Source organism: Streptomyces sp. S186 (genome assembly GCF_051603415.1).
Taxonomy (GTDB): domain Bacteria; phylum Actinomycetota; class Actinomycetes; order Streptomycetales; family Streptomycetaceae; genus Streptomyces.
Genome location: NZ_CP193932.1, coordinates 3878336 through 3903459, shown reverse-complemented (window position 1 = coordinate 3903459; position 25124 = coordinate 3878336). Strand labels below are relative to the sequence as shown.

Here is a 25124-nt window from a genome sequence, read left to right as displayed (position 1 = left end):
GATCAGCGCCGTCGCCCTCGTGACGGCTGCGCTGACGGAGCGGCCGCCGCCGGGTGGATCGGAGCAGCGGTGGGGCGGTGTGTGGTGCTCTGCATCTTGGCTGCCTGCGCCCAGGGACCGGGTGCGTGGCGTTGGCCGAGGCGCTGGATGCGCCAGGTCAGTGCGCGGGCGGGGTTGTGGGCGTCGTCCAGGGTGCGCTGATTGACGGCCTGGTCGAGGACGGTAGCCGCGTTGTGCCCCTTCGTCTCTGCCTCGGCGAGTACCGCAGCGAGCGCGTCCCAGGCGCGATCCTGCAGGATCCGCTCGGCGTGCTCGGGGATGGCCTGCTGGATGTGGTGGGCGTAGCGGTGCCTGGTCTGTAGCGCGGGAGCACGCTGGGCGAGGTTGTCGAGTACCGGTTCGGCGATCTGGGCGTAGGTGGTGTGCAGGTGGATGAGGGCCTGATGGGCTGCTGCCTCCTGCTGGGCGTGCTGGTGCTTGCGGTGCCAGTGCATCGCGAAGGCCACTGCGGTGAGCGCGGCGTCCAGCAGCATTGCCAGCCCAGATCCGTCGCCTACTGGGGAGCGGTTGCGCCAGATTGCCTGGACGCTGCGGCGCAGGACGCGGGTGCTGTCGCGATCGGCGGTGATGCGGGAGCGGGTGGCGCGCTCGAAGATGGCGGCGGCCCGTTCGAGTTCGGCTTTCGCTGCGGCTGGTGCGGTGAGGGGCAGCAGGTCCAGTGCTCCGCCGAGCGCTTCGAGCTGTCCTTGGGCCACGTGGTCGTCGCCGTTGAGGAGGTGGCGGGGGATGCGTTCGGTCGCCGCGGTGGCGTGGTGCCACGGATTGCCGGGCCGGGCGGTGACCGGCTCGGGGCCGGTATCGGTGAGGCGCTGGCGGATCTTGGGCAGGGAGAGGTCACCGGCGAGGGTGGAGCCGGCGTACCAGATGGGATCGCCTTGTTTGTTAACGTCACCGGGCAGGGCGACGCTGTAGCCGGTCACGTCGCCGGACGGCTCGGTCTTGGGCCGCACGGTTACGCCGGTCGCCTCCAGCAGCGCGAAGAACTCGGCTTCGCTGGACGCGACGGCCACCGCGCGGCGCACGCGCAGGCGCAGGACTTCGCGGGCCGTGGCGTCCTGGCCCAGGCGCTTGGCCTTGAAGTGCTCTTTGCTGGTGGGGCGCTTGGCGGCCGTGCCGTCGCCGGGCTTGAGCCGCCTGAGCCCGTAGTCCACTTCGATCTTGCGGGCTTCGCCCTGGACGGCACGCTTGTCGTAATCGCGTTGTGGGCGGCGGCCGTCCTGGCGGACGAGGGTGGCGGCGATGTGGATGTGGTCGTCCGCATGGCGCACCGCCACCCAGCGGCACGCTTCCTCGTCCCCCTCGGGGGCGATGCCGGCGGCGGCAACGATCCGGCGGGCGATCACCGCCCACTGCTCGTCGGTCAGGATCGGGTCCTCGGGGGCGGCCCGGACGGGACAGTGCCACACCGTGAACTCGGGTGCCTTCTCGCCCAGCATCTTCACGGGCTGGTCGAGCTGTGCGGCAAGCTGGTCCATCACGTCTGTCGGATCGCGGTGCGGGCTGCGGCCGGGGTCGGGGGCGAAGTCGTTCCAGGACGCCACCAGGTGCGGATCGGTGTGTTCGTTGGCCCGGCCCTTGCCGAAGAGGTAGCCGATCGTGCGGCGCGTGGCCTTCGGGCCCTTGCCGAGGATGATCTTCGGTATCACCAGGTCACCGCCCCGTGGTCACCCGGGCGACGGCGGCGTCCACTTCGGCGATCGATGCCTCGACGCGCTCCAGCAGCCGCAGCACGAGTTCCGGTTGCGGCCAGGCGCCGTCTTTGTTGAGGTGCCAGGTGAGCTGGTTGAGGTTGCTGCCGACTTTGCCGAGCTGACCGTTGGCGGCCATCAGCGTCTTCACCATGGCGCGGTAGTCGGCGACGGCTGCGGTGGGATCGTCGGCGCGTGCAGCCGCGAGCGAGCTCTCGGCGACGTAGCCACCTGGTGCCATGTGGCTCAGGGCAGCGGCTTTTCGGACGAGGTCGAACTCGTCGTCGTTGTATCGGGGGTGGACGCGATGCTCGCGCAGTTGCTGGTCACGCAGTCGACGACGCGGAGCGGACTTCTGCGGCACGTTCGACGACGGTGCGATGGCCCCTCCCTCGGTCGGCTCCCCAGGGCCGGCCGACTCCGGCGCCCGCTCGGCGCCGGACGCCTCCGCCTCCCCAGGGGCGGAGGCCGGGTAAGGACTCCTTACCCGACAACTTGCTGCGTTTGGGGCAGGGGTGGAGGTCTGCGTGGGGTCGTGGTGGGTGAGGCAATCGGGGGTCGGGGTGTGCATGCGGGAGGTTCTCCGTCGGGCGGGGATGGGGTCGAGGGAAGGCCAGGTCCGCTGGTGAGCGGATCAGGGAGAGGCCAGGGCTGGCGTGATGCGTTCGGGCGCGGGGTGCTCCTGGTCCCGTCAGGGACTGGGCTGTTGGTCCGCGAGGGCGGACGGGTGGGGTGACCGGATATCCGGTCAGGCGGTGTGGCCTTGGTCCGCGGGTCGGTCGGCCTCGGCCCGCAGGTGGCTCATGAGGTCGGTGAGGCGATCTTCGGCGATGGTCAGCCCGGCTTCTCGGATGGCGCCGCGGACCACCGCGCGGGAGGACTTTCCGTGCGCGTCGATCCCCTTGCGTGCGATGTCGATCAGCACGTTCATCTCGGCGCCCGGCGGCCGTCCGAAGCGGCGGCTGACCGTGTCGTCGGGCTGCGGGGCTTGCAGGGGGTCGCTGGTCCTGGTCTGCGGTTCCGGGTGAGGGCGGCTGCCTTCCGTGCAGTCACGTGGATGCGGAGCCACCACTTCCGTGCTGTCAGGAGTTGGCGTGTCCGGGGCCGGGGTGTGGCGGGCGATGAGGATGTACAGGTGGACCGCGCCGGCCAGGGCGAGTGGGGCAAGGGTGGAAAGCACCCCGACGGTGAAGTCCCCAAGGCGCAGACCCGCTTCCGGGGCTTGCTGGTTGAGGCGAACGGCGTGCAGGGCGTTGGCCCAGATGCTGGCCGTGGTGGCGGTGCCGAAGAGGGCCCAGACGTACAGCCGTGAGCGGAACGGGGCGGTGCGCAGGATGATCAGGGCGCGAACGCCGTAGGCGATGAACCCGTCGATGACGAGCGGGAAGAGGTAGGTCAGCAGGCCGCGGACGTGGATGGCGATGGCCATCTGCTGCAGGGCGTCGTAGGAGAGGGCGCATCCGGCGGCGCCGAGGGCGGTGATCGCGGCGCGATCCCAGAAGGTGGCGCGGCGCTCACCAGCGGTGCGGGTTACGGAATTTGTGGCAGGGGCGGCCAGGGCGAGGTGTGTCATACGGGTCTCCGAAGAGTCCGCCGCACCGGAGGGCGAGCGCTGGGTGCTGGCGGAGGAATGTGGGGCGAGGACGCAGGGGCCACGGGCCTGTTAGGGGCCGGTGGGCTGCCTTCTGCGGTCGGTGCCGTTGAGGATGACGCGGGTGGTCATCTCGGCGAGGCGGGAGGCGACGCGGTCACCTACGGCGTCACGCAGCTCGGCGATCGGCAGGTTGGTGGTGACCAGGATCGGGAGCATCTCGTTGTAGCGGCTGTTGATCAGCCGGTACGTCAGCTCCTCGGTCCACTCCGAGGTCTTGGCTGCGCCGAGGTCGTCGAGGATCAGCAGCGGGCAGCGGCCGAGGGACCACAGGGCGCGCTCGGGGTCGTGGCCTTGCCTGGGGCGCAGGCTGGCGTGCAGGTCGGCTGCGGTGGTGGCTTCCCAGCGCAGCCGGACGCCTGCGGCCAGCAGGGAGCGCACGGCGCCGTACGCCTGGTGGGTCTTGCCGGTGCCGGTGGGGCCGGCGATCAGCAGCGACGGGCCGTGCGCGATGCCCGGGGCCCCGCCAGGTCCCTTGCGGCCGGTGCGGGTGATCTCCTCGACCCAGGCCGTGACTTGCGGGTGGTCGGCGAGGGCGTTGCGGTAGCGGACCGGTATGCGGGCGTCGGCCAGCTCCAGCGCGGTCACTGGCTCGGCAGGTGGCTCCGCAGGGGCCGCGGTGGGGTCGATGCCTCGGTCGGTGAGGATCGCGTTGAGCCGGTCGGCCAGGGCGCCGACGCGCTGCGGCTCACGGGTGGCTGTGGCGGCTGGGGTCACAGGTCACCCCCGTAAGCGGCCTCGACATCGGTGGGGTTGGTCCAGGGCCGGTGCGCCGCACGGGCGGGCTGCGTGGCGTTCATGGCCTCGTTGACGAGGCTGGGCAGCACGCTGGGGCTCAGCCCCTTGGTGCGCAGGCGCTCCAGCCCGGCCCGGACGTGGTCGGGGGCGATGCCCTCGCCGAGGAGCTGGTTGACCTCGCGCCCGAGATGGCCGAGCACCTTCTCGGGCGGCCGGTGGGCGCACGCGGCGACGTACTCGCCGATCAGCTGCTTGGCCGACACGGTGTCCGGCGCGGGGCCGCTTGCGGCCCCCACAGGTACTGATCCTAGATCCAGGATCCTAGGTCCTAGATCCGGACCGTGACGGCTCACAGAGGGCTCGGTGAGTCCTCCCTCCGCCCTCGTGGAGGGCTCACTGAATCGGTGTTGACCTGCGGATTCGTCACCTGTCCTGGAGGGCTCGCGTATTTCGCGTGAGCCTTCGGTGAGTCCTCCGTGAGGTGTCACGGAGGACTGCGTGAGGGCTCCCTGTGATGCCGGTGGGGACTCGCTGCGCGGTGCTCCGTCGTGGTGGGGGCAGGCAGGGTGGCGTACGCCGCTGGGCCGGTTGATCTTCTGGTGGCGGCGCCAGGTGACGATGTGCAGGTACCGCTTGCCGTCGGCGCCCTCGTAGCGGCAGATGAGGTCGGCGCCGTCGAGCTGGGCCAGGTCGTCCTCGACGCCTATGGGGCCGTGCTCGGGGCGCAGGGACCACAGCAGTCCGGCGATGACGGCGGCTTGGTCGCGGAACCGGCCGTGGTCGTCGGCCTGGGTGAGCAGGCCGAAGAACGTCCGCTCGGCGGTGATGGACACCTGGGCGAGGGATTCGGAGGCGAAGGCTTCCGGCTTGATGGTGCGTATGCGCGCCATGGCTATCGCCCCGCCTTCGCGGACGGGCGACAGAACGGGGGTGCGGGGAGGGTGCGCGGGCACGTACTGTGGGGCATAGAGCTCCTCACACGGCAGGCCATCGAGGCGGCAACCTCGGCCTGACCGGTAGATCGTTCAGGGATGGGCGGTGGTGGGGACTTCGCTTCGGCCCCGGTGTTCGCACCGGGGCTTCTTGCGTTCCTGGGCCCTGGGCGGGCTCAGGTCCTGCGTTAAGTGTACCAGGCATATTGCCGATAGCAGGAGTGTCCTGCATCTCGCAGAAATCCATGCTACTGTTTTCGTACTGCAAACCGCAGTGGAGTGCTACGTAGCGAAGGAGGGCGTCCGTGGGGAGCGACGAGGAGTCGGCCGATCTCCCGGTGTTCCGGGGCGAGGAGAACGCCGCGGTCCGGATCAAGCTGGAGCGCGAAGCCCGCGGCTGGGGCACGAACGCCCTGTCGGACCGGCTGGTCGAGGCCGGCTTCGAGATGAACCCGTCCGCCGTGTGGCGCATCGAGAACCGCAAGCGGCGGGTCAACCTCGATGAGGCGATCGGTTTCGCCGAGGTCTTCGGCATCTCCCTCGAAAGCCTCATCGGCCCCCCGAAGATGGCCCAGCACGCCCGCGCCATGGAGCTCGTGGAGCAGATCCGACGGGCCTTCCGCGAGACCCAGCGGGCCAACCTGGCCTTCAGTGAAGCCAGAGACGCCCTCGACCGCTACCTCGATGAGCACCCGGACATCTACGAGGAGGTCGACAACGCCGTGAAGCAGGCCATCGCCGAGGAGATCGCCGACAACCCGGACTCCCCCTGGCACTTCATGAAGCACGGCGTACGACCACGGCCAGGCACCACGAAGGACGCCCCCGACGCCGGGTCCGAAGGCTGAAGCCTTTTCGTCCGGGCATGGCGGCCACCGCCTGCCCGGACCTCTCCCACCACCGCCCATCCCATGATCACCGGCCAGGCCGGGGTTGCCGCCCCACACCTGCCAGATGAGGACCACCCTTGCACCGACCTGCAATACCTCCTGCCTCCGCACCGACTTCGCGCCCTGACGTCGGCCTGCCGCGTCTCTACCTCCCCGAGGAAGTCGCCGAGGTCCTCGGCTGCTCCGCCTGGTGGGTCAAGGACCGCGCCCGCCGCCGACTCATCCCGTTCACACGGGTTGGCCGCGCCTATCGCTTCACCGGCGAGCACCTTGCGGAGATCATCCATATGCACGAGGCCCGCCCTGCCGCCCCGCAGCAGCGAGGAGCGACTGCTCCTGCCCCCAAGCCCCGTGCTTCTCGGCCCTCCCCGTCGCCTGTCGTGCCCACGGTCCGCCTCAAGGCCCGGCCGCCGCGCCGCATGCTCAAGTCCCAGTACGGAACGGCCGCTTAACGCACCCCACACGCGAGAAGGGAGGGAACTCTGTGGGGTACGCAGAGAAACGCGGCGGCTACTGGCGCGGCCGATACAAGATCGAGAACGGCAAGTACGGCACAGTCGCCGATTCCACGGGTGCCGTCGTCAAGTTCGCCACCAAGCGCGAGGCCAAGCAGGCCGCAGACGCGGAAGAGGTGACTGTCCGGCGTGGCCAGTGGCGCGACCCGGGCCTGGGGCAGGAGACCTTCGGCGAGTACGCCAGCCGCTGGTACGACGCCCAGGACCTGGCCGCCTCGACCATGCAGAACTATCGGCGGCACATCGAGGAGCATCTGCTCCCCGAGTTCGAGGACAAGGCGCTGGCAGGCATCCTGCGCACGGACGTGGACGCCTGGGAGAAGAAGGAGAAGGCCGCGTACGCGGCATCCAGCGTCAAGACCTGGCGCTCGACGCTCCACCTGATCTTCGAGGACGCGATCGACGAGGGCCTGATCACGTCCAACCCGGCGGCCAGGCGGCGAGGGCGGGGCAAGCGCGCCGGCCGATCCCGCGACCGCGGTCCGGAGAAGGTCGTCACCGACGCGCTCGGGATCCTGCTGACCGCCGAGCGGTCTGCCCTGCTCTCCGGCCGAGACGACGAGTTCGTCGCCGTGGTCCTCAAGGGCTACACAGGCAAGCGCTGGGGCGAGATCGTCGGTCTGGAAACGGAGTTCGTCCGACCTGGCGCGTTCCGCGTCGAGTGGCAGTTGTACGAGTTGGACACCGGCGAGCTGGTGCGTGTCCCGCCCAAGGACGACAGCTACCGCACCATCGACTCGATGGACTGGCTGTCCGCCCTGGTCTTCAACCACATCGCCCGCACGAAGCCGACGCCCTGCCCCTGTCACGGGAGGACGTACGTCTTCCATGGACAGGGCGCTGCCCGCACCGGTGGTCATCAGGGCGCGAAGCTGGTCGACGTCGCGCGGCTGGCCGGGGTCTCCACGGGGACGGTGTCCAACGTCCTCAACCACCCCGAGCGTGTCACCGAAGCCACACGGGCGAAGGTGGAGCAGGCCATCGCCGACCTCCGATTCGTACGGGGCGGCACGGTGTCGGAGCACGCAGCCCACTGGCGCAGGAATGGCTATGCGACCTGGCTGTTCACCCCGGCGGCCTCCGGCTGGTACCCGAAGAAGGCCCCGCAGGAGCCTCGGCCCGTCCCCCTGCTCGGCGATCCGTGGCCTGGCGTCCCGGCGCGAGGGCGAAACGCCAGCGAGCGGGCCGACTCCTGCTGGCTTCCGATCGCCAAGGGCCTCACACCCCACGGTCTCCGTCACACCCACCGGACGATGATGGAGGACCTGGGAACCGAGAAGGTGCTCATGGACGAGCGCATGGGCCACATCGACGGCTCGGTCTCCGCGCGCTACGCCCATGTCACCTCCGGCATGCGCCAGCGCCTCATGCTTGGCCTCACAGAGCAGTGGGAGGCAGCGCTCGACGCCCGCCGTGCGATGTCCCCGAGGTCTCCGGTAGCGGTACTCGACCGCCTGCTCCTCACGCGGGGATGAGGCAGGTGAGGAGTGATGCGGTCCCCGGCGCGTGTCGCGCCGGGGACCTGCCTTGCACGCCGACGTCACAGGGAGAAGAGTTCCTCCTGCACGCACTCGACGACGTCCCGTCGGGGATAGAAGAGCCCCAGCAGCATGAAGGTCTTGGGGTGCGCCGCGATGTTGCCGACGAAGCAGTGGACCGCACGGTCGGCGGTGAACATCTGCTCGTACCAGCGCTCCCGTAACTTTTCGTGGACCGCGTTCTCGCCGTACCTTCGCAGGAACTTGCGGTAGGACTCTCCCGCCTCCCAGTCCTTGAGCGCCATGTCATGACCGGTGCACTGCTTGTCCGCGCAGCGGAAGCGGTACCGGAACTCCAGCGGCACCCACTCAAGGCGCCGGAGGTCCTGGTCGAACAGGTCCAGCTGGTCGGTGAGGGCAGCCTTGGAGGCCGGCCAGGGCTCGGCCGGAGCCAGACGGAAGTCGGTGACCTCGGCGGGGCGGAAGATGCCCAGGGAGGTTCCACGCTCCTCCTGGTCCCGTTTGATCGCGCACAGGGAGGGCGCGACGAGCGGCTCTATGTACGTGTAGCGCTGCTTCCACCCGTTGGAGGAGGGGACCTGGCCCACGACTTCAAGGGTGTCGAGGTTGGGCCGGAGGCTCTCCGGCCGCCGGTCTCGGCTGTGCCGCCGGACGTCGACCTCGATGACCGCGTACTTCGCGAACTGGCTGCTTTCCGCGAGCAGCCTGAACGGGACAGGGAAGAGGCGTACGTGGTGCGGTCGGCTCCCGTCCAGACGGATGCCGGCTACACAGCTGGTTTCGCGGTACTTCGTGGAGAGTTCCGGATACGTCTTGACCGTGATCATGATCCGTGCCCGTTGCCATGCCTGAGCCATGGCGTCCCCCATGACAGCCCCCCTGGCCGATCGTCCTGATCAGACTCGGACTCGTCCGATTGGAGGGGAGCCGGTAGCGCCGGGCAAGGGCGCCTACTGCCTTGAGCGACGAGGTCAGGCCAGAGGCGTTACCGGCACAGAGAGCCGCTTCCGGAGGGTTTCCAGGACTACGTGACGGTGACAGCGCTCCTGGTCCTTCTCGAAGCACAGCACTGCCACCCGTGACCGGCTGGCGTGCTCGGCGAGCCGGTCGAGATCCGCCCGCGCCTCGTCGGAACGCAGCAGGCTCCGAAACCGTGCCCGGCCCTCGACGACGCGGCCGTCCCAGAAGGGCGCCCGATTGTCCTTGGGATTCCCCAGGCCACGGAGGTGATCGTAGGAGATACCGGCCTCGGCGAGCGCCAGCCCGAGGCGGGTCTTGCTGAAGCCCCGCTTACGGCTGATCGGCGTGAGCCGCACATCGGCCACGACGTCGATACGGGACTCCAGCAGCGCAGCGACGAACGAGTCGATGTCGCGCCCCTCGTACCCGGCGGACCACAGCCCGGGTACGCACTTCGACGTGGATTCGCGGAACAAGGCGTCGAGGGAGACACCCAGTGCCTCGGCCAGCGCTCCCACAGTGAAGAAACCTGGCTGGATCGCTCCCTCACTCTCCAGCCGAGCGAGCGTACTGGTCCCGATACCGGCTTCCTTGGCGAGCCGTTCACGCGACCAGCCCTGTTCCTCCCGCAGCCTGCGCACTTGCCTGGCCAGCGCGTGCGCACGAGCCTGGTCACGAGGGTTCGCGGGTGGATGACTCGACATGAGCCCTGATCCCCACTTCCTTTGAGAAGCAACTTCCAGGCCCCGTTGCCCCGAATGGAACGAGGCTCCGGCAACTCTACTGATCAGTCAACTTCCCTCACCTGAAAGGGTGTTATGGGCGCCGCTTCCCGCTGCGCTGTCCTGCTGCGCACCTGGCCCCCAGGCATCACCCTTGCGCACGTTGCAGACCCAGTGGGCGGCCTGGAGGTTCTCGGCTGTGTGCGCGCCTCCCAGCGTGACCGGCTTGATGTGATCGAGCGTTGCGGACCGCAGATCGGGCCACTCCACAACCGAATCGATGGCCTGATGGCACAACTGACAGATCCACTGGTCGCGTTCGTAGATCTCGTACGGGTCGATGCCGTCCGCCGCCGCGCTGAGCACTCCTCGCTCCCGCATCCGGGCCTGGTAGCTGTTGCGGGCACGCCTGATGCGCAGCTGCTTGGCGGAGCGAGCCGCATAGGCAGGAGTCCAGAGGATGGGCGTGGTCGTCTCGGTGAGACAGATATACGCCTCCCACGTGTACTCCCGGCCGGCGGAGTCCAGATCACGGATGGCCTCGTTCTGCCAGATCCAGCTGCGTCCGTCGATGCCTTGGAACCGCTGGCCCAAGTGCAGCCGCTCCAGCTGCTCAGCCGCTCCGACCCACCAGACCACCCCGCTGGTGTAGGCGAGGTAGGAGCCGCTCTGCTCGTGGAGTGCGATCATGGGCTCCTCGTCGCCGTCCGAGTGGTTTCGCACCAGAGCGACGATGTGGTCGGCGGCCAGGGAAGCGGCGGTGGCGTAAGCGGTGACTGACCCGTTCCGCTCGACGATGTCGCCGGGTATTGGGCCGAGCCCGCGAAACTCGTACGGGAAGTCGGTGTCCGCTTCCCGCGTACGAAACACCTGTGGCGCCCGCTCCTGGCTGAGCTGAGCGCGCTGCTCGGACTTGGCGGCGTACCGGTCAGCCAGCTCGGGTATACCAAGAAGATCGATCTCACCGCGCCGGATCCTGGTCTTCGTGCGGCGCTTGAGGGTGTCGTTGCACCGGCTGGAGCAGACATGACGGTCCCGGTGTTCCCAGTGGCCTTTGCCCGGCACTGGCTCCCCGCAGACCCGGCACGGTTCGCCGCCGATGGCTCGCTCGGCAGCTGCCAGGATGGGATTCCAGTAGGGATCTCCGGGGATCTTGCGGGTCCTGGTCGGGTCAGGGACGGGCGGCGTACCCGGCGTGAGTGTCGGCTTGGGGCGGGGCGCCTTTGGCGAGTCCCCCTTCGGCCGTTCCGTCCGCTGTTTCTTGGCGGCCACGGTGCGGCACGGGGCAGAGCAATACTTCTGGCTGCGTGGCCGCCAGTACTCCATCGCCGTGCCGCAGATCGCGCAGGGGCGGCCCTCCGGCTCCGCGGCGTTGGCAGCCTCAGCGGCTAAGTCCTGGTCCACAAGCAATCCTCAGAGGCGAGTTGGCGGCTGGGTTTGCGAACGCGCAGGTGCGGTCAGTTGCGTGAGGCGCGCGTCACACCTTCTCGGCGACCGCGTGCTGGGAGACCTCGACCAAGATCTTCTCCCAGATTTCTCCCAAACGATCTCCAGGAACGAATCAGGGGCCCGACCCGCTATGCGGATCAGGCCCCTGACCTGTTGTTTCTTCAGTCGGGGTGGCGGGATTTGAACCCACGACCTCTTCGTCCCGAACGAAGCGCGCTGCCAAGCTGCGCTACACCCCGAAGCAACGAGCTCTACTTTAGCGGACTGATCCCCGTAGGTGAAATCCGCTTTCGGTCAGTGGTCGGGACGGCTCTGAGCTGGGGGTTTGTGGGGGTGCTTCGGAGGGGGTGGGGGGTGAGCCCGTTCCGGTTCGGGGTGGCTGGAGGGGAGTGAGTGACGGAGGTCACGCCGGGTAGGGCGCTCTTGGGGGCGGTGCGGCGTCAGTGGTGGGGCGTCAGGGTCAGGAGGGTGGCTTCCGGGGGGCAGGCGAAGCGGATCGGGGTGTAGCGGTTGGTGCCGCAGCCGGCGGAGACGTGGAGGTAGGAGGTGTGGCCGTCGGTGGTGTGGGTGGAGAGGCCCTTGGCGCGCTTGGTGTCGATGTCGCAGTTGGTGACGAGGGCGCCGTAGAAGGGGACGCAGAGCTGGCCGCCGTGGGTGTGGCCGGCGAGGATCAGCGGGTAGCGGTCGGCGGTGAAGGCGTCCAGGGAGCGCAGGTACGGGGCGTGGACGACGGCCAGGGAGAGGTCGGCGTCCGGTTCGGGGCCGCCCGCGACCTGGGCGTAGCGGTCGCGCTTGATGTGCGGGTCGTCCAGGCCGGTCAGCGCGATGTCGGCGCCCTCCAGCTTGAGGTGGCCGCGAGTGTTGGAGAGGTTGAGCCAGCCGGCCGCGTCGAAGGCGTCGCGGAGGTCCTCCCACGGGTTGTGGACGGCGCCGACGACGGGGGCGTTGCCGTTCAGGCCGTGCCGGCCCTGGGCCTTCTCCAGCAGGTAGCGGGCGGGGTTCCGCAGCCGGGGGCCGTAGTAGTCGTTGGAGCCGAAGACGTAGGCGCCGGGGAACTCCATCAGGGGGCCGAGGGCGTCGAGGACCTCCGGGACGCCGTCGGGGTCGGAGAGGTTGTCGCCGGTGTTGACGACGAAGTCGGGGCGGAGTCCGGCGAGCGACTGGAGCCAGCGCTGTTTCTTCCGCTGTCCGCCGACCATGTGGATGTCGGAGACCTGGAGGACGCGCAACGGCCGCATGCCGGGGGGCAGTACGGGCACGGTGACGCGTCGCAGACGGAAGGAGCGGACTTCGTAGCCGGCGGCGTAGGCCAGGCCGGCCGCGCCGACCGCGGCAAGGGACAGGGGAACTCCGTATCGCGCGCGCATGGGTCCATGGTTGCAGAGAGGGCGGACGCCGGGGAGAGGTGATCTTGGTGGGGCGGGTGTGATTGCCGGTGTCGCGAGGGGCGGGCGCGGCGGGGCGCGCGGTGGGAAAAGGCGCGGCGGTTGTCGGTGGGTGGGGGCATACTCGACGGCATGACCACGCTCAAGGCCAAGCTCAAGGACGACCTCACCACCGCGATCAAGGCGCGTGACGAGCTGCGTTCCGCCACCCTCCGTCTGACGCTGACCGCGATCAACAAGGAGGAGGTGGCGGGCACCGAGGCGCGTGAGCTGTCCGACGGCGAGGTCGAGAAGATCATCGCGCGGGAGGCGAAGAAGCGCCGCGAGGCCGCCGAGGCGTTCGACAAGGGCGGCCGGGCCGAGCAGGCCGAGCGCGAGCGAGCCGAGGGCGAGGTGCTCGCCGGGTATCTGCCCAAGCCGCTGACGGACGAGGAGCTGGAGTCGCTGGTCGCCGCGGCCGTGGCGGAGGCCGCCGGGGCCGGGGCCGAGGGGCCGCGGGCCATGGGCGCCGTGATGAAGATCGTCAATCCGAAGGTGGCGGGCCGGGCCGACGGCGGCCGGGTCGCCGCGATGGTGAAGAAGCTGCTGGCCGGCTGAGGCCGTGGGCGGCGGCCCGGTCGGGTGGCCGGTCGCCGCGGTGAAGACGGTGGAAACGCTGAAGGGGCGCCCCTCGCCGGGAGGGCGCCCCTTCTTCGTGTTTTTCGTCGTGTTCGTAGTGTTCGTCGCGTTCTTCGTGCCGCGGCGGTGGTGGGCCGGATGGCCACCGCCGTGGGCCGGATCAGGCGTTCACCGGCCGCTCACCAGCCGCCGTTCCCGCCGCCGAGGAAGCCCGGGAAGCCGGGGATGTGCCAGCCGCCGCCGGGCTTGTTGTCGCCGCCGCCGGGCTCCGGCTCCGGCTTCGGTTTCGGGTTGGGCTTCGGCTTGCCCTGGTCGCCCTGGTCGCCCTGGTCGCCCTTGTTCCGGGGGTCGTCGATCGTGGCGGCCGGCAGGTCCGGGGCCGGACGGCCGGCCAGTGCGCCGGTCATCATGTCGCGCCAGATGGGGCCGGGGGTGTCGGCACCGTAGACCTTGTCGTGCGGGACGCCGCCGATGGTGATGTCGTACATCTGCCGCTGGTGCCGCGGGTCGCCGACCCAGACCGCACCGGCCGCGTTCGGGGTGTAGCCGACGAACCAGGCGGCGTACCGGCTGTCCGTGGTGCCGGTCTTGCCGGCGCTGTCACGGCCCTTGAGGCCGGCTTGTTTGCCGGTGCCGTCCTCCACGACGCCCTTGAGGAGGGCGTTGACGGTGTCCGCGGTCTTCTTGGACATCGCGCTGTGGCAGTTGCTCTTGGGGACGTCGAGCGCCCGGCCCCGGTCGTCGGTGATCGACTCGATGGCGACGGGGGAGCAGTAGGTGCCCTCGCCGGCGAAGGTGGCGTAGGCCGCGGCCATGGTCAGCGGGGACATCTCCTGGCTGCCGAGCGCGATCGAGGGCCCTTGCTCCAGCGGATTGCCGTCGGCCCGCTGGAGCCCCATCTTCTTGGCCATCGTCACCACGGGGCAGATGCCGATGTCGCTGATCAGCTGCACGTAGTAGGTGTTGACCGACTTCGCGGTCGCCTCCTTCATGGCGTACGGGCCGACTTCCTTGGGGTCCTCGTTGGTGAGCGCACCGCCGCCGTTCCACTCGCCGGTGCAGGTCTGGATCGGCCTGGGGTACGCCATCCGGAACGGCGAGGAGTACTGCTGGTACGGGCTGACGCCCTGCTCCAGCGCGGCCGCCGCCACGATCGGCTTGAACGTCGAGCCGGGCTGATAGCCGGCGCCGCCGCCCATCCTGCGGTTGACCGAGAGGTTGATCTGGGTCTGGTTCGGGCCGAAGCCGTAGGGCCGGGACTGGCCCATGCCGAGGATCTTGCCGGTGCCCGGCTGGACGACGGCGCCGGCGCCGGCCACCGGGTCGTCCGCGTAGACGTGCTTGCTCAGCGACGCCTGGATCGACTTCTGGGACTGCCGGTCCAGAGTGGTGCGGATGGTCAGACCGCCCTGCATCCAGCGCTTCGAACGGACCTCGCGGGTCCTGCCGAACGTCGGGTCGTTGAGCAGCACCTCGCGGACGTAGTCGCAGAAGAAGCCGGCGCCGTCGGTGGCGGTGATGCAGCCGTTCTGCGGGCGGCTGACCTTCAGCTCGATGGGCCGGGCGGCGGCCGCCTCGGCCTGGGCGCGGGTGATGTCCTTGAGGTCGGCCATCCGCCGCAGGACGGTGTTGCGCCGGGCCGTCGCCGCCTGCGGGTGGTTGACCGGGTCGTAGCGGGTCGGGGACTGGACGATGCCGGCGAGCAGCGCCGCCTCCCCGACATCCAGGTCCTTGGCGTGCTTGCTGAAGTAGCGCTGGGCGGCGGACTCGACGCCGTACGCCTGCTCCCCGAAGAACGTGATGTTGAGGTAGTTCTGGAGGATCCTGCGCTTGCCGAGCTTCTCCTCCAGCTTGATCGCGTACTTCAGCTCCTTGACCTTGCGGCCGAGGGTCTGCTGGGTGGCCTGCGCGACCTTGTCCGGGTCGTCGCCGGCCTCCTCGACGAAGACGTTCTTGACGTACTGCTGGGTCAGGGTGGACGCGCCCTGGGCGACGCCGCCGGACTGCGCGTTCTTGTTGACCGCGCGCAGGATGCCCTTCAGGTCGATGGCGCCGTGCGCGTAGAAGCGGGCGTCCTCGATGGCGACGATGGCCTGCTGGATGTACGGCGACATGTCCTTGAGGCCGACGACGGTGCGGTCGCGGGAGTAGACCGAGGCGATCTCGCCGCCGTCGGAGTCGAGGATGGTGGTGCGCTGGCTCAGCGGCGGGGTCTTGAGGTTCGCCGGGATGTCGTCGAAGGCCCCGACGGACGTCTTGGCCGCGAGCCCGAGCGCTCCGGCGGCCGGGAGCGCGATACCGGCGAGGACGGCTCCGGCAAGGACGCTGACACCGAGGAACTTGGCGGCCTGCCGGGTCCTCGACCGACCCCCGCCCGCGCGCTTCTTAGGCATGGGGGAAGCCTACGTTCTCATTCGCCGGACAGGGGCGCACCTGTTCGTTTAGCCTGGTCCCATCCGCCGCAGCGGAACGGTTCTGCCTCGGTTCGTCAACCCCTGCTCCCCGCGTGGACGCTGTCCCACTTGCCCGCTGTGCGCCATAAATCCCTTGCCTTCACAGTGAAGTGTCCCGCTTGGGAGGGAAGCGACGTATGTCGCGCGGTCACTCCGTTGGGTGATCTGCCGCGTACGCATAGTCCGTTCGGGCCATTCAAGATTGGGCCCGAAGGGGGTGTTGCGCCCTGCCTGCCTTCCGTAACGTCCTCAACTGGCAACGGTGAATATGCCGTTTGCCGCCGTGGGGGAGCCTCGATTCGGGAGAGGACGGCGCCAGCATGGGCTGGGTAACCGACTGGAGTGCACAGGCAGCCTGCCGCACTACCGATCCGGATGAACTATTCGTGCAGGGGGCGGCGCAGAACCGCGCCAAGGCGGTGTGCACCGGGTGTCCGGTGCGCACGGAGTGCCTCGCCGACGCCCTGGACAACCGGGTGGAGTTCGGCGTGTGGGGCGGGATGACGGAACGCGAGCGGAGGGCGCTGCTGCGCCGCCGCCCGACGGTCACGTCATGGCGCCGGCTGTTGGAGACCGCGCGGACGGAATACGAGCGCAGCACGGGCCTGTTGCCTGTGGACTGCTCGGACGATGCCTTCGACGACGCGTACGCGGCGGTCGGATAGGCCCGCCGCCCGGCGGGTTGATCCGTACGCCGCCGGCCGTCGTCCGTGCAACGTCGGTCCGGTGAACGTCGGTCCGGCGCAGGTCAGTTGTCGGCTTCGCCCTGGCGCAGCGCCAGGCGGTCGCCGATCGCGCGCAGGCCCGCGAGGTCGTGGACGTCGCCGGGCAGCGCGGCGACCTCCGCCACCGGCACCTCCGGGTGCAGTGCGGTGAAGCGGTCGCGGGTGCGCCGTTCGCGCGCCAGGACCTGCATGCGTTCCGCGTGCAGCCGCAGGAGTCCGGCGGCGAGTTGCGCTGCCGGGGCAGAAGGGGATGCCGCATGCGCCGCGGCGGCGGGGGAGTGGCCGCCGGGGTTACGTGAGGCAGTCTTCCCGCCGGGCAGATCCATAATGCCGTCCGGCCCAAGATTTTCCGTATTTTCCACGGAAGTCGGATCGGGAGCCGGATCGCAGGCCGGATCGGGAGCCGAACCGGCCTCGTGGGACGGGGAGTTGGGAGCGTCGTCCGGGGCGCTGTCGGGGAGCTCCTCCGTGAGCGCCTCCGCGGCGGCCAGCGCGCGCTCCGCGCTGAGCTGGGCCGCGCCGCTGCCGTGGACGCGGTTGAGCACCAGGCCGGCCAGCGGCATCTGCTCGGCGGCCAGCCGCTCGACGAAGTACGCCGCCTCGCGCAGGGCGTCCCGCTCCGGCGCGGCGACCACGAGGAAGGCCGTACCGGGGGCCTGGAGCAGGCGGTAGGTGGCGTCGGCGCGGGTGCGGAAGCCGCCGAACATGGTGTCCATCGCGGCCACGAACGTCTGCACGTCGCGGAGGAGTTGGCCGCCCATCAGCTTGCTGAGGGTGCCGGTCATCATCGACATGCCGACGTTGAGGAACTTCATGCCGGCCCGGCCGCCGACCTTCGCCGGCGCCATCAGGACCCGGATGAACTTGCCGTCCAGGAAGGAGCCCAGCCGCTTGGGCGCGTCCAGGAAGTCCAGCGCGGAGCGGCTCGGCGGGGTGTCCACGACGATCAGGTCCCACTCGTCGCCGGCGCGGAGCTGGCCCAGCTTCTCCATCGCCATGTACTCCTGCGTACCGGCGAATCCGGCCGACAGGGACTGGTAGAACGGGTTCTCCAGGATGGCGCGGGCCCGCTCGGCGTCCGCGTGCCCCTCGACGATCTCGTCGAAGGTGCGCTTCATGTCCAGCATCATCGCGTGGAGTTCGCCGCCGGCACTCTCGTCGACGCCCTTGACCTGGCGGGGGACGTTGTCCAGCTCGGAGATGCCCATCGACTGCGCCAGGCGGCGGGCCGGGTCGATCGTCAGCACCACGACCTTGCGGCCGCGCTCGGCGGCGCGCACCCCCAGCGCCGCGGCGGTGGTGGTCTTGCCCACGCCGCCCGAACCGCAGCACACCACGATGCGGGTGCGCACGTCGTCGAGCAGGGCGTCGACCTCCAGCCACGGGGCCGAGGCGTCCAGCGTCGGGTGGTCGTCGGAGGTCATATGGGCCCCTGTTTCCGCAGGTCTCTGGCCAGGCCGTAGAGCCCGGCGAGGTCCACTCCCTCGGGGAGCAGCCCCAGCTCGTAGGTGGGCAGGCCGAGGGCGGTCAGCTCGGCGTGCTGGGCGCGCTCCAGCTCGACCCGCTCGGCGTGCTCGCGCGCCTGCTCCAGCAGGGGGTCGATCAGGCGCTCCGCGCCGCCGCCGCGGCGGGCGCCGCCCAGCCCGGCCTGGGAGAGGGCCTTGGCGATGCCGGCCCGGGCGCCACGGGCCGCCACCTCCAGATCGCCGTTGTCCAGCAAGGCGGGGCGGGTCATGTTGATCACGACGCCGCCGACCGGGATGCCGGCCGCGCGCAGCTCGGCGATGCCGTCGGCGGTCTCCTGGACGGGCATCTCCTCCAGGAGCGTCACCAGGTGCACCGCCGTCTCGGGGGACTTCAGGACGCGCATCACGGCCTGCGCCTGATTGTGGATCGGGCCGATCTTGGCCAGGCCGGCGACCTCGTCGTTGACGTTCAGGAAGCGGGTGACGCGGCCGGTGGGCGGGGCGTCCATCACGACCGCGTCGTAGACGAACGCGCCGCTTCTGTCCTTGCGGCGGACGGCCTCGCACGCCTTGCCGGTCAGCAGGACGTCCCGCAGGCCGGGGGCGATGGTGGTGGCGAAGTCGATCGCGCCGAGCTTCTTCAGGGCGCGGCCGGCGGAGCCGAGTTTGTAGAACATCTGGAGGTAGTCCAGCAGGGCGCGCTCGGCGTCGATGGCCAGGGCGTGCACCTCGCCGCCCCCGGGGGCCACCGCGATCTTCCGCTCCTCGTAGGGGAGCGCTTCGGTCTCGAACAGCTGGGCAATGCCCTGCCGGCCCTCGACCTCGACCAGGAGGGTACGCCGTCCCTCGGTGGCCAGGGCGAGGGCGAGGGCAGCGGCGACCGTGGTCTTGCCGGTGCCGCCCTTGCCGCTGACGACATGGAGCCTGCTCACGGCAAGGAGCCTAACCAGTCCGCGTCCGGCTCACGCACGGGATACGCCTGGGAGCACCCGGAGATCCGCCCGGGCACCGTCAGGGGAGCCATCGGGGATGTGCCCTAGGGGTCGCGGCTCCGGAGCCTCCGGGACAGGCATTACGCTCGGCCCATGACCAAGTGGGAATACGCAACCGTGCCGCTCCTCGTGCACGCGACGAAGCAGATTCTGGACACCTGGGGCGAGGACGGCTGGGAGCTGGTCCAGGTCGTGCCGGGCCCGAACAACCCCGAGCAGCTGGTGGCCTACCTGAAGCGGGAGAAGGCGTGAGCGCCGTAGAGGACCGGATCGCGTCGCTCGGCCTGAAGCTGCCGGAGGTCGTGCCGCCGCTGGCCACCTACCAGCCCGCGGTGCGCTCCGGCTCGTACGTCTTCACCTCCGGCCAGCTGCCCATGGTGGACGGCTCACTGCCGCTCACCGGCAAGGTCGGTGCCGAGGTCAGCCCCGAGCAGGCCAAGGAGCTCGCCGCGACCTGCGCGCTCAACGCGCTGGCCGCCGTGAAGTCCGTCGTCGGCGACCTCGACAAGATCGTCCGGGTGGTGAAGGTCGTCGGCTTCGTCGCCTCCGCGCCCGACTTCACCGGCCAGCCGGGCGTCGTCAACGGGGCCAGCGAGCTGCTCGGCGAGATCCTGGGCGACAAGGGCGTGCACGCCCGCTCCGCGGTGGGTGTGGCGGTGCTGCCGATCGACGCCCCGGTCGAGGTCGAGATCCAGGTCGAGATCGCCGGCTGAACGGGCCGCGAAGGCCGGTGGACGTGCGGTGCTCGCGTCCGGATCGGGCCCTCCTCCCCGGAGGGCCCCTCGAACATCCGCACGCGAGCGCATAGCATCCGGCCATGGCGTCGACGACGAACGGCCAGTGGTTCCCGCCGGACTGGCCGGCCCGCATCCGGGCCCTGACGAACGGCGAACTGACGCCGCCCGCGCCCCGGCGGGCCGCGACGGTCCTCCTGCTGCGGGACACCGACCGCGGCGGTCCCGTCGTCCACATGCTGCGCAGACGCGCCTCCATGGCCTTCGCCGGAGGCGCGTACGCCTATCCGGGCGGTTCCGTCGATCCCCGCGACGAGCGCCCCGTGGGGTGGGCGGGCCCCTCGCGCGCCGCATGGGCGGTGCGGCTGGGCGTCGACCCGTCCACCGCGCAGGCCATCGTCTGTGCCGCGGTGCGCGAGACGTTCGAGGAATCCGGGGTGCTGCTGGCCGGCGACTCGGCCACCACGGTCGTCGCGGACACCACCGGCGAGGACTGGGCGGCCGACCGCGCCGCGCTGGTCGCCCACGAGCTGTCCTTCGCCGACTTCCTGGCCCGCCGCGGCCTGGTGCTCCGCTCCGACCTGCTGGCCGCCTGGGCCCGCTGGATCACCCCGGAGTTCGAACCGCGCCGCTACGACACGTTCTTCTTCGTCGCCGCGCTCCCGGAGGGCCAGCGCACCCTCGACGTCTCCACGGAGGCGGACCGCACGGTGTGGATCCGCCCGGAGGAGGCCGCGGCCGGCTACGACCGCGGCGAGCTGCTGATGATGCCGCCGACGATCTCCACGCTGCGCGCCCTCCAGCCGTACGTCGCCGTCGCCGAGGCGCTCGCCGCGGCCGGGGCGCGGGATCTGACGCCGGTGCTGGCCCGCGCCCGCCTCAAGGACGGCGAGATCGTGCTGAGCTGGCCGGGCCACGACGAGTTCACCAAGCACATCGCGACGACGGACGACAGCCCCGCGGGGCCCTCGGGAGGACCTTCCGCATGACCGACGCAGCCGCTCTCCCCGGACAGCCCCGCGGTGGCGTCATCTCGGGACAGGCCACCCCGCGCGCCCACTGCGTCCTGGCCCCGAACCCGTCGCCGATGACGCTGGACGGCACCAACACCTGGATCGTCGCCGAGCCGGACTCCGGACTGGCCGTCGTCATCGACCCCGGACCCCTCGACGAGAACCACCTCCGGGCCGTCGTCGACGACGCGGAACGGTCCGGCCACCGGGTCGCGCTGACGCTGCTCACCCACGGGCACCCCGACCACGCCGACGGCGCCGCCCGGTTCGCCGAGCTGACCGGCAGCCCTGTACGGGCGCTGGACCCGGCGCTGCGCCTGGGGGACGAGGGGCTCGGCGCGGGCGACGTCATCACCACCGGGGGCCTGGAGCTGAGGGTGGTGCCCACCCCGGGGCACACCGCGGACTCGCTCTGCTTCCATCTGCCCGCCGACCAGGCCGTCCTGACGGGCGACACGATCCTGGGGCGCGGCACCACCGTGGTCGCGCACCCCGACGGGCGGCTGGGCGACTACCTGGACTCCCTGCGCCGGCTGCGCTCGCTCACCGTGGACGACGGGGTCTCGACGGTCCTCCCCGGCCACGGGCCGGTGCTGAACGACGCCCAGGGGGCGGTGGAGTTCTACCTGGCGCACCGGGCGCACCGGCTCGCCCAGGTGGAGACCGCGGTGGAGGCCGGCCACCGGAGCGCCGCCGAGGTCGTGGCGCACGTGTACGCGGACGTCGACCGCTCCCTGTGGCCGGCGGCCGAACTGTCGGTACGAGCCCAGCTGGAATACCTGGGTGAGCACGGGCTGATCTAGGGCCGGCCCGGGCGAGGCGGGTTCCTGACGACTCATCAAGAACCCTGCGAGGGAGACGACTTCGCCCCGTGAACGGCGAGATATTCGTCGGCCAGCCAGGGCGCGAGGCCGGTCAGCAGGTCGTCGAGGAGTTCCGGGTACGCGGCGGGGTTGCGGGCGGCGCGGGCCGCGGCGCGTATCTGCTCGGCGAGCGCCGGGTGGTGACAGCGGCGGCCCGCTCGCGTAGGCCGGGCAGTCGGCGGTGGAGATCGCCGTTGGTCTCCCGGGCGAGGAGCGAGGTGGGCCGGTAACGGGGCAGCGCCGCGGTCACGTCCGGCCCGCTGAGCGGGGTGCACAGGCAGGCCACGAACCACGCGCCGTCGTATCGCTCCGCCTGGCTCAGCAGCCGGTCCGCACCGATCAGCAGGATGCCGGCGCCGTCGATCTGCGGGAAGGCGGCGTCCAGCTCCGCCTCGACGGCGTGGGCGGCGGCCCGGTCGGCGTCGGTGGGCCCGCCGCCCCGCAGGATGAGCAGCGCGTCGAGGTCGGAGACGCCGGGGACGGCGGTGCCACGCGGGATGCTGCCGTAGAGGTAGGCGCTGAGGACCCTGCCGGGCGGGAAGCGGCCGGTCAGCCGGTCGGTCAGCCCCGCGACGACGGGTGCGAACGGCGCGGGCACCTGCTCCAGGGAGCCTTCCCGTACGAAGCAGCCGTCCTGGTCTAGGCCCTTGCCCCCGGATTCACCGACGCTTGTCATGGCGCCCACTATGGGACGCGATAGCGGCGGGCGGCGAGCCGATTACCGGCAGGCAGCCGGCCGGCGTGCCCCGGATACCCCAAGGGCCCCGCCGGAGCAGGGCCCTTGGAATGGTCGCGGTGGTCGCGACGGACGCGTGGGTCAGCGCGAGCGCTTGGCCAGCCGTTCGACATCCAGCAGGATCACGGCGCGCGCCTCCAGGCGCAGCCAGCCACGGCCGGCGAAGTCCGCGAGGGCCTTGTTGACGGTCTCGCGGGAGGCGCCGACCAGCTGAGCCAGCTCCTCCTGGGTGAGGTCGTGCACCACGTGGATGCCTTCCTCGGACTGCACGCCGAAGCGGCGCGAGAGGTCCAGGAGGGCGCGCGCCACACGGCCCGGCACATCCGAGAAGACCAGGTCGGACATCTGGTCGTTGGTCTTGCGCAGCCGGCGGGCGACCGCGCGCAGCAGGGCGGTGGCCACCTCGGGGCGGGCGTTCAGCCAGGGCTGGAGGTCGCCGTGGCCCAGGCCGAGCAGCTTGACCTCGGTGAGCGCGGTGGCCGTGGCCGTACGCGGTCCGGGGTCGAAGAGCGACAGTTCGCCGATGAGCTCGCCGGGACCGAGGACGGCCAGCATGTTCTCGCGGCCGTCGGGGGAGGTGCGGTGGAGCTTCACCTTGCCTTCGGTGACCACGTACAGGCGGTCGCCCGGGTCCCCTTCGTGGAACAGGGCGTCGCCGCGGGCGAGCGTGACCTCTCCCATCGAGGCGCGAAGCTCGGCCGCCTGCTCGTCGTCGAGCGCCGCGAAGAGCGGGGCGCGCCGCAGAACGTCGTCCACGAGTTCTCTCCTTGTCGACATGCTCCGGAGGACTGTGGTCCCCATCATGCCGGAATGCAAAACAGTGCGATCAATCACAAGTTTGCCGGACCCGTGGCCCAAGCCATACGGCAGGGGTCCGATTGGGGTCACGAATCCTGGTGATCGGGTCGGATGTCAGTGGGTGGCCTTAGTCTGGCCGAGTGTCCAATACGCCGGTGAGAGCAGAGGACTGGGGGCTGACAGAGTGAGCGCACAGCGCGATTCCGCTGTGGGCGAACAGCTGCCCGCAGGCGCCTCGAATACCGACAAAAGTAACAAATCGTCCCCAGGGGTGACGACCGGGCGGCAGCCGACGGCGCCCACGTCCGGCGCGTCGCGCTCCGAGGCGAAGGAGGCGGCCGTGAAGGAGACCCCCGCGAAGCCGGCGGTGAAGAAGACCGTGGCCAGGAAGGCGGCCAAGGAGACGGCCGAGAAGACCGCGGGGAGGCAGGCCGCGGTGGAGAAGACCACCGTGAAGAAGGCCGTGGCCGGGAAGTCCACGGCGGCGCGGACGCCGGCGTCGAAGAAGACGGCTGCAGCGACCGCGGCCAAGAAGACGACTGCGGGAAAGAAGACGGCGGCGAAGAAGACCACCACCAAGGCCGCCGCCACCAAAGCCGCCGCCGTGAAGACCCCCGCCAAGAAGGCCGCCCCCGCCCGTAAGCCCGAGTCCCGGGCCGCGATGGTGCGCCGGGCCCGGCGGATCAACCGCGAGCTCGCCGAGCTGTATCCGTACGCTCACCCCGAGCTGGACTTCACCAACCCCTTCGAGCTGCTGGTCGCCACGGTCCTCTCCGCCCAGACCACCGACCTGCGGGTCAACCAGACGACCCCCCGCCTCTTCGCGGTCTGCCCCACGCCCGAGGACATGGCCGCCGTCCCGCCGGAGCAGCTGGAGGAGCTGATCCGCCCGACCGGCTTCTTCCGCGCCAAGGCGAAGTCCCTGATCGGCCTGTCCACGGCGCTGCGCGACCGCTTCGGTGGCGAGGTGCCGGGCCGCCTGGAAGACCTGGTCACCCTCCCTGGCGTCGGCCGCAAGACCGCCAATGTGGTGCTCGGCAACGCCTTCGGCGTCCCCGGCATCACCGTGGACACCCACTTCGGCCGGCTGGCGCGCCGCTTCGGCTGGACGACGGCACAGGACGCCGAGAAGGTCGAGGCCGACGTCGCCGAGATCTTCCCGAAGAGCGAGTGGACGATGCTCTCGCACCGCGTGGTCTTCCACGGCCGCCGCGTCTGCCACTCCCGCAAGCCCGCCTGCGGCGCCTGCCCGATCGCCCCGCTGTGCCCCTCGTACGGCGAGGGCGAGACCGACCCGGAGAAGGCGAAGAAGCTGCTCAAGTACGAGCTGGGCGGTCAGCCCGGGCAGCGCCTGAAGCCGCCGGCCGACTATCCGGGGCAGCCCGCGCCGCCGCTGGCGGCCTCATAGGGCGGCGAGGGCCCCTCCGGCCTGATCACCGGACGGGCCCGGGACGCGCAGGACTCCAGGGGGACCGACCATCGACGTAAGCCTCAAGGGGGCGCGGATGACGAGTGCACGGGAGCAGTACGGCGAGCCGACGGACACCCGCTCGGCGGCGGCCGGGCGGGAGGCCGCCGTGACGGCCGAGGGCCTGCCCGAGTGGCTGGCCCCGGTGGCCCGCGCGGCCGCCACGGTGGAGCCGCGCCAGCTCAGCCGCTTTCTGCCGCCGGAACACGGCGGCCGGCAGTCCGCCGTACTGATCCTCTTCGGGCACGGCGCCCGAGGGCCCGAGCTGCTCCTGATGGAGCGCGCCGGCACCCTGCGCTCGCACGCCGGCCAGCCCTCCTTCCCGGGCGGCTCACTCGATCCGCAGGACGGCGATCCGGAGGGGCCGGGTCCGGTCCGCGCGGCGCTGCGCGAGGCCCAGGAGGAGACCGGACTGGATCCCTCCGGCGTCCAGGTCTTCGGGGTGCTGCCGCGGCTCTACATCCCCGTCAGCGGTTTCGTCGTGACGCCCGTGCTGGGGTGGTGGCGGGTGCCGAGCCCGGTGGGCGCGGTGGACCAGGGCGAGACCGCCCGGGTCTTCACCGTTCCGGTGGCGGATCTCACGGACCCCGCGCACCGCGTCACCACGCGTCACCCCAGCGGCCACGTGGGCCCCGCCTTCCTCGTCGAGGACGCGCTGGTCTGGGGTTTCACCGCCGGAGTGATCGACCGGATCCTGCACTACGCGGGATGGGAGATCCCATGGGACCGCGAGAAGCAGGTCCCGCTCGACTGGCGCTCGTGAGACGGT

At 70.7% G+C, this 25124-nt stretch carries 25 protein-coding genes and 1 tRNA gene; 11 read left to right on the top strand and 15 right to left on the bottom strand.

Translation table 11 applies throughout. The annotated features are described in order from the left end of the window. Positions 1-2 precede the first annotated feature (2 nt). The 5 genes from ACRAS8_RS16600 to ACRAS8_RS16580 form a co-directional block, all read right to left on the bottom strand. Positions 3-1706, bottom strand: a complete 1704-nt coding sequence (locus tag ACRAS8_RS16600) for a mobilization protein (protein WP_351533488.1) — start codon at positions 1704-1706, stop codon at positions 3-5. A gap of 4 nt (positions 1707-1710) precedes the next feature. After that, positions 1711-2112 carry a plasmid mobilization protein gene (locus ACRAS8_RS16595; protein WP_351533490.1) on the bottom strand — a complete coding sequence of 134 codons (402 nt, stop codon included), beginning with the start codon at positions 2110-2112 and terminating at the stop codon, positions 1711-1713. A 384-nt stretch (positions 2113-2496) separates the two neighbouring features. Beyond that, positions 2497-3321, bottom strand: a complete 825-nt coding sequence (locus tag ACRAS8_RS16590; RefSeq protein WP_351533492.1) for a DUF2637 domain-containing protein — start codon at positions 3319-3321, stop codon at positions 2497-2499. A 90-nt stretch (positions 3322-3411) separates the two neighbouring features. Further along, positions 3412-4116 (bottom strand): ATP-binding protein, encoded by a 705-nt coding sequence (locus ACRAS8_RS16585; protein ID WP_351533494.1) that lies wholly within the window; start codon positions 4114-4116, stop codon positions 3412-3414. Beyond that, positions 4113-5027 (bottom strand): hypothetical protein, encoded by a 915-nt coding sequence (locus ACRAS8_RS16580; RefSeq protein WP_351533496.1) that lies wholly within the window; start codon positions 5025-5027, stop codon positions 4113-4115. Before ACRAS8_RS16580 ends, ACRAS8_RS16585 begins: the two co-directional genes overlap by 4 nt. 347 nt (positions 5028-5374) lie before the next feature. Here ACRAS8_RS16580 and ACRAS8_RS16575 point away from each other — a divergent pair, with 347 nt between their 5' ends. From ACRAS8_RS16575 to ACRAS8_RS16565, 3 genes are all read left to right on the top strand, one after another. Beyond that, positions 5375-5917, top strand: coding sequence for a helix-turn-helix transcriptional regulator (locus ACRAS8_RS16575; protein ID WP_260692386.1), 543 nt, complete (start codon positions 5375-5377; stop codon positions 5915-5917). A gap of 119 nt (positions 5918-6036) precedes the next feature. After that, positions 6037-6411, top strand: coding sequence for a helix-turn-helix domain-containing protein (locus ACRAS8_RS16570; RefSeq protein WP_438486821.1), 375 nt, complete (start codon positions 6037-6039; stop codon positions 6409-6411). Between the two features lie 32 nt (positions 6412-6443). After that, a complete protein-coding gene (locus tag ACRAS8_RS16565) occupies positions 6444-7949 on the top strand; it encodes a LacI family DNA-binding transcriptional regulator (protein WP_351533498.1) in 1506 nt (501 codons plus the stop codon). A gap of 65 nt (positions 7950-8014) precedes the next feature. Here ACRAS8_RS16565 and ACRAS8_RS16560 read toward each other — a convergent pair whose 3' ends face one another. From ACRAS8_RS16560 to ACRAS8_RS16540, 5 genes are all read right to left on the bottom strand, one after another. Then, positions 8015-8842, bottom strand: coding sequence for a hypothetical protein (locus ACRAS8_RS16560; RefSeq protein ID WP_438486820.1), 828 nt, complete (start codon positions 8840-8842; stop codon positions 8015-8017). A gap of 102 nt (positions 8843-8944) precedes the next feature. Continuing rightward, positions 8945-9637, bottom strand: a complete 693-nt coding sequence (locus ACRAS8_RS16555; RefSeq protein WP_221905902.1) for a DUF488 family protein, N3 subclade — start codon at positions 9635-9637, stop codon at positions 8945-8947. Between the two features lie 87 nt (positions 9638-9724). After that, positions 9725-11059, bottom strand: coding sequence for an HNH endonuclease (locus ACRAS8_RS16550; RefSeq protein WP_351533502.1), 1335 nt, complete (start codon positions 11057-11059; stop codon positions 9725-9727). Positions 11060-11269: 210 nt separating this feature from the next. Then, positions 11270-11343: transfer RNA gene (locus ACRAS8_RS16545), tRNA-Pro, on the bottom strand. Between the two features lie 201 nt (positions 11344-11544). After that, the gene (locus ACRAS8_RS16540; RefSeq protein ID WP_438486819.1) at positions 11545-12471 is read right to left on the bottom strand and encodes a metallophosphoesterase; all 927 of its coding nucleotides are present in this window, start codon (positions 12469-12471) and stop codon (positions 11545-11547) included. Between the two features lie 150 nt (positions 12472-12621). Here ACRAS8_RS16540 and ACRAS8_RS16535 point away from each other — a divergent pair, with 150 nt between their 5' ends. Further along, positions 12622-13086, top strand: coding sequence for a GatB/YqeY domain-containing protein (locus ACRAS8_RS16535; protein WP_438486818.1), 465 nt, complete (start codon positions 12622-12624; stop codon positions 13084-13086). A gap of 200 nt (positions 13087-13286) precedes the next feature. On the opposite strand, the gene ACRAS8_RS16530 is transcribed toward ACRAS8_RS16535, so the two are convergent. Further along, complete coding sequence (locus ACRAS8_RS16530) at positions 13287-15500, bottom strand: transglycosylase domain-containing protein (RefSeq protein ID WP_438486817.1); 2214 nt, start codon at positions 15498-15500, stop codon at positions 13287-13289. A 380-nt stretch (positions 15501-15880) separates the two neighbouring features. Here ACRAS8_RS16530 and ACRAS8_RS16525 point away from each other — a divergent pair, with 380 nt between their 5' ends. Further along, a complete protein-coding gene (locus ACRAS8_RS16525) occupies positions 15881-16225 on the top strand; it encodes a WhiB family transcriptional regulator (protein ID WP_026246983.1) in 345 nt (114 codons plus the stop codon). A gap of 83 nt (positions 16226-16308) precedes the next feature. Here the strand turns inward: ACRAS8_RS16525 and ACRAS8_RS16520 are convergent, their stop codons facing one another. After that, positions 16309-17709, bottom strand: a complete 1401-nt coding sequence (locus tag ACRAS8_RS16520; RefSeq protein ID WP_438486816.1) for an ArsA family ATPase — start codon at positions 17707-17709, stop codon at positions 16309-16311. Then, positions 17706-18683, bottom strand: a complete 978-nt coding sequence (locus ACRAS8_RS16515) for an ArsA family ATPase (RefSeq protein WP_438486815.1) — start codon at positions 18681-18683, stop codon at positions 17706-17708. Before ACRAS8_RS16515 ends, ACRAS8_RS16520 begins: the two co-directional genes overlap by 4 nt. 153 nt (positions 18684-18836) lie before the next feature. Between ACRAS8_RS16515 and ACRAS8_RS16510 the strand changes: the two genes are divergently transcribed. From ACRAS8_RS16510 to ACRAS8_RS16495, 4 genes are all read left to right on the top strand, one after another. Then, on the top strand, positions 18837-18995 hold the full coding sequence (locus tag ACRAS8_RS16510; RefSeq protein WP_003967454.1) for a DUF4177 domain-containing protein: 159 nt from the start codon (positions 18837-18839) through the stop codon (positions 18993-18995). Further along, positions 18992-19456: a RidA family protein gene (locus ACRAS8_RS16505; protein ID WP_438486814.1), complete on the top strand. Its 465-nt coding sequence runs from the start codon at positions 18992-18994 to the stop codon at positions 19454-19456. The genes ACRAS8_RS16510 and ACRAS8_RS16505 overlap by 4 nt, the downstream gene beginning before the upstream one ends. A gap of 104 nt (positions 19457-19560) precedes the next feature. Then, positions 19561-20466 (top strand): NUDIX hydrolase, encoded by a 906-nt coding sequence (locus tag ACRAS8_RS16500; protein WP_438486813.1) that lies wholly within the window; start codon positions 19561-19563, stop codon positions 20464-20466. Further along, a complete protein-coding gene (locus tag ACRAS8_RS16495) occupies positions 20463-21293 on the top strand; it encodes an MBL fold metallo-hydrolase (RefSeq protein ID WP_438486812.1) in 831 nt (276 codons plus the stop codon). Before ACRAS8_RS16500 ends, ACRAS8_RS16495 begins: the two co-directional genes overlap by 4 nt. A 112-nt stretch (positions 21294-21405) precedes the next feature. On the opposite strand, the gene ACRAS8_RS16490 is transcribed toward ACRAS8_RS16495, so the two are convergent. Both ACRAS8_RS16490 and ACRAS8_RS16485 read right to left on the bottom strand, forming a co-directional pair. Next, positions 21406-22029 carry a nucleotidyltransferase domain-containing protein gene (locus ACRAS8_RS16490; protein WP_438486811.1) on the bottom strand — a complete coding sequence of 208 codons (624 nt, stop codon included), beginning with the start codon at positions 22027-22029 and terminating at the stop codon, positions 21406-21408. Positions 22030-22170: 141 nt separating this feature from the next. Next, positions 22171-22845, bottom strand: a complete 675-nt coding sequence (locus ACRAS8_RS16485; RefSeq protein WP_003981529.1) for a Crp/Fnr family transcriptional regulator — start codon at positions 22843-22845, stop codon at positions 22171-22173. A gap of 382 nt (positions 22846-23227) precedes the next feature. On the opposite strand from ACRAS8_RS16485, the gene nth reads away from it, so the two are divergent. Beyond that, complete coding sequence (gene nth, locus ACRAS8_RS16480; RefSeq protein WP_438486810.1) at positions 23228-24295, top strand: endonuclease III; 1068 nt, start codon at positions 23228-23230, stop codon at positions 24293-24295. A 97-nt stretch (positions 24296-24392) separates the two neighbouring features. Further along, positions 24393-25118, top strand: a complete 726-nt coding sequence (locus ACRAS8_RS16475) for an NUDIX hydrolase (RefSeq protein WP_438486809.1) — start codon at positions 24393-24395, stop codon at positions 25116-25118. Positions 25119-25124: the final 6 nt, after the last annotated feature.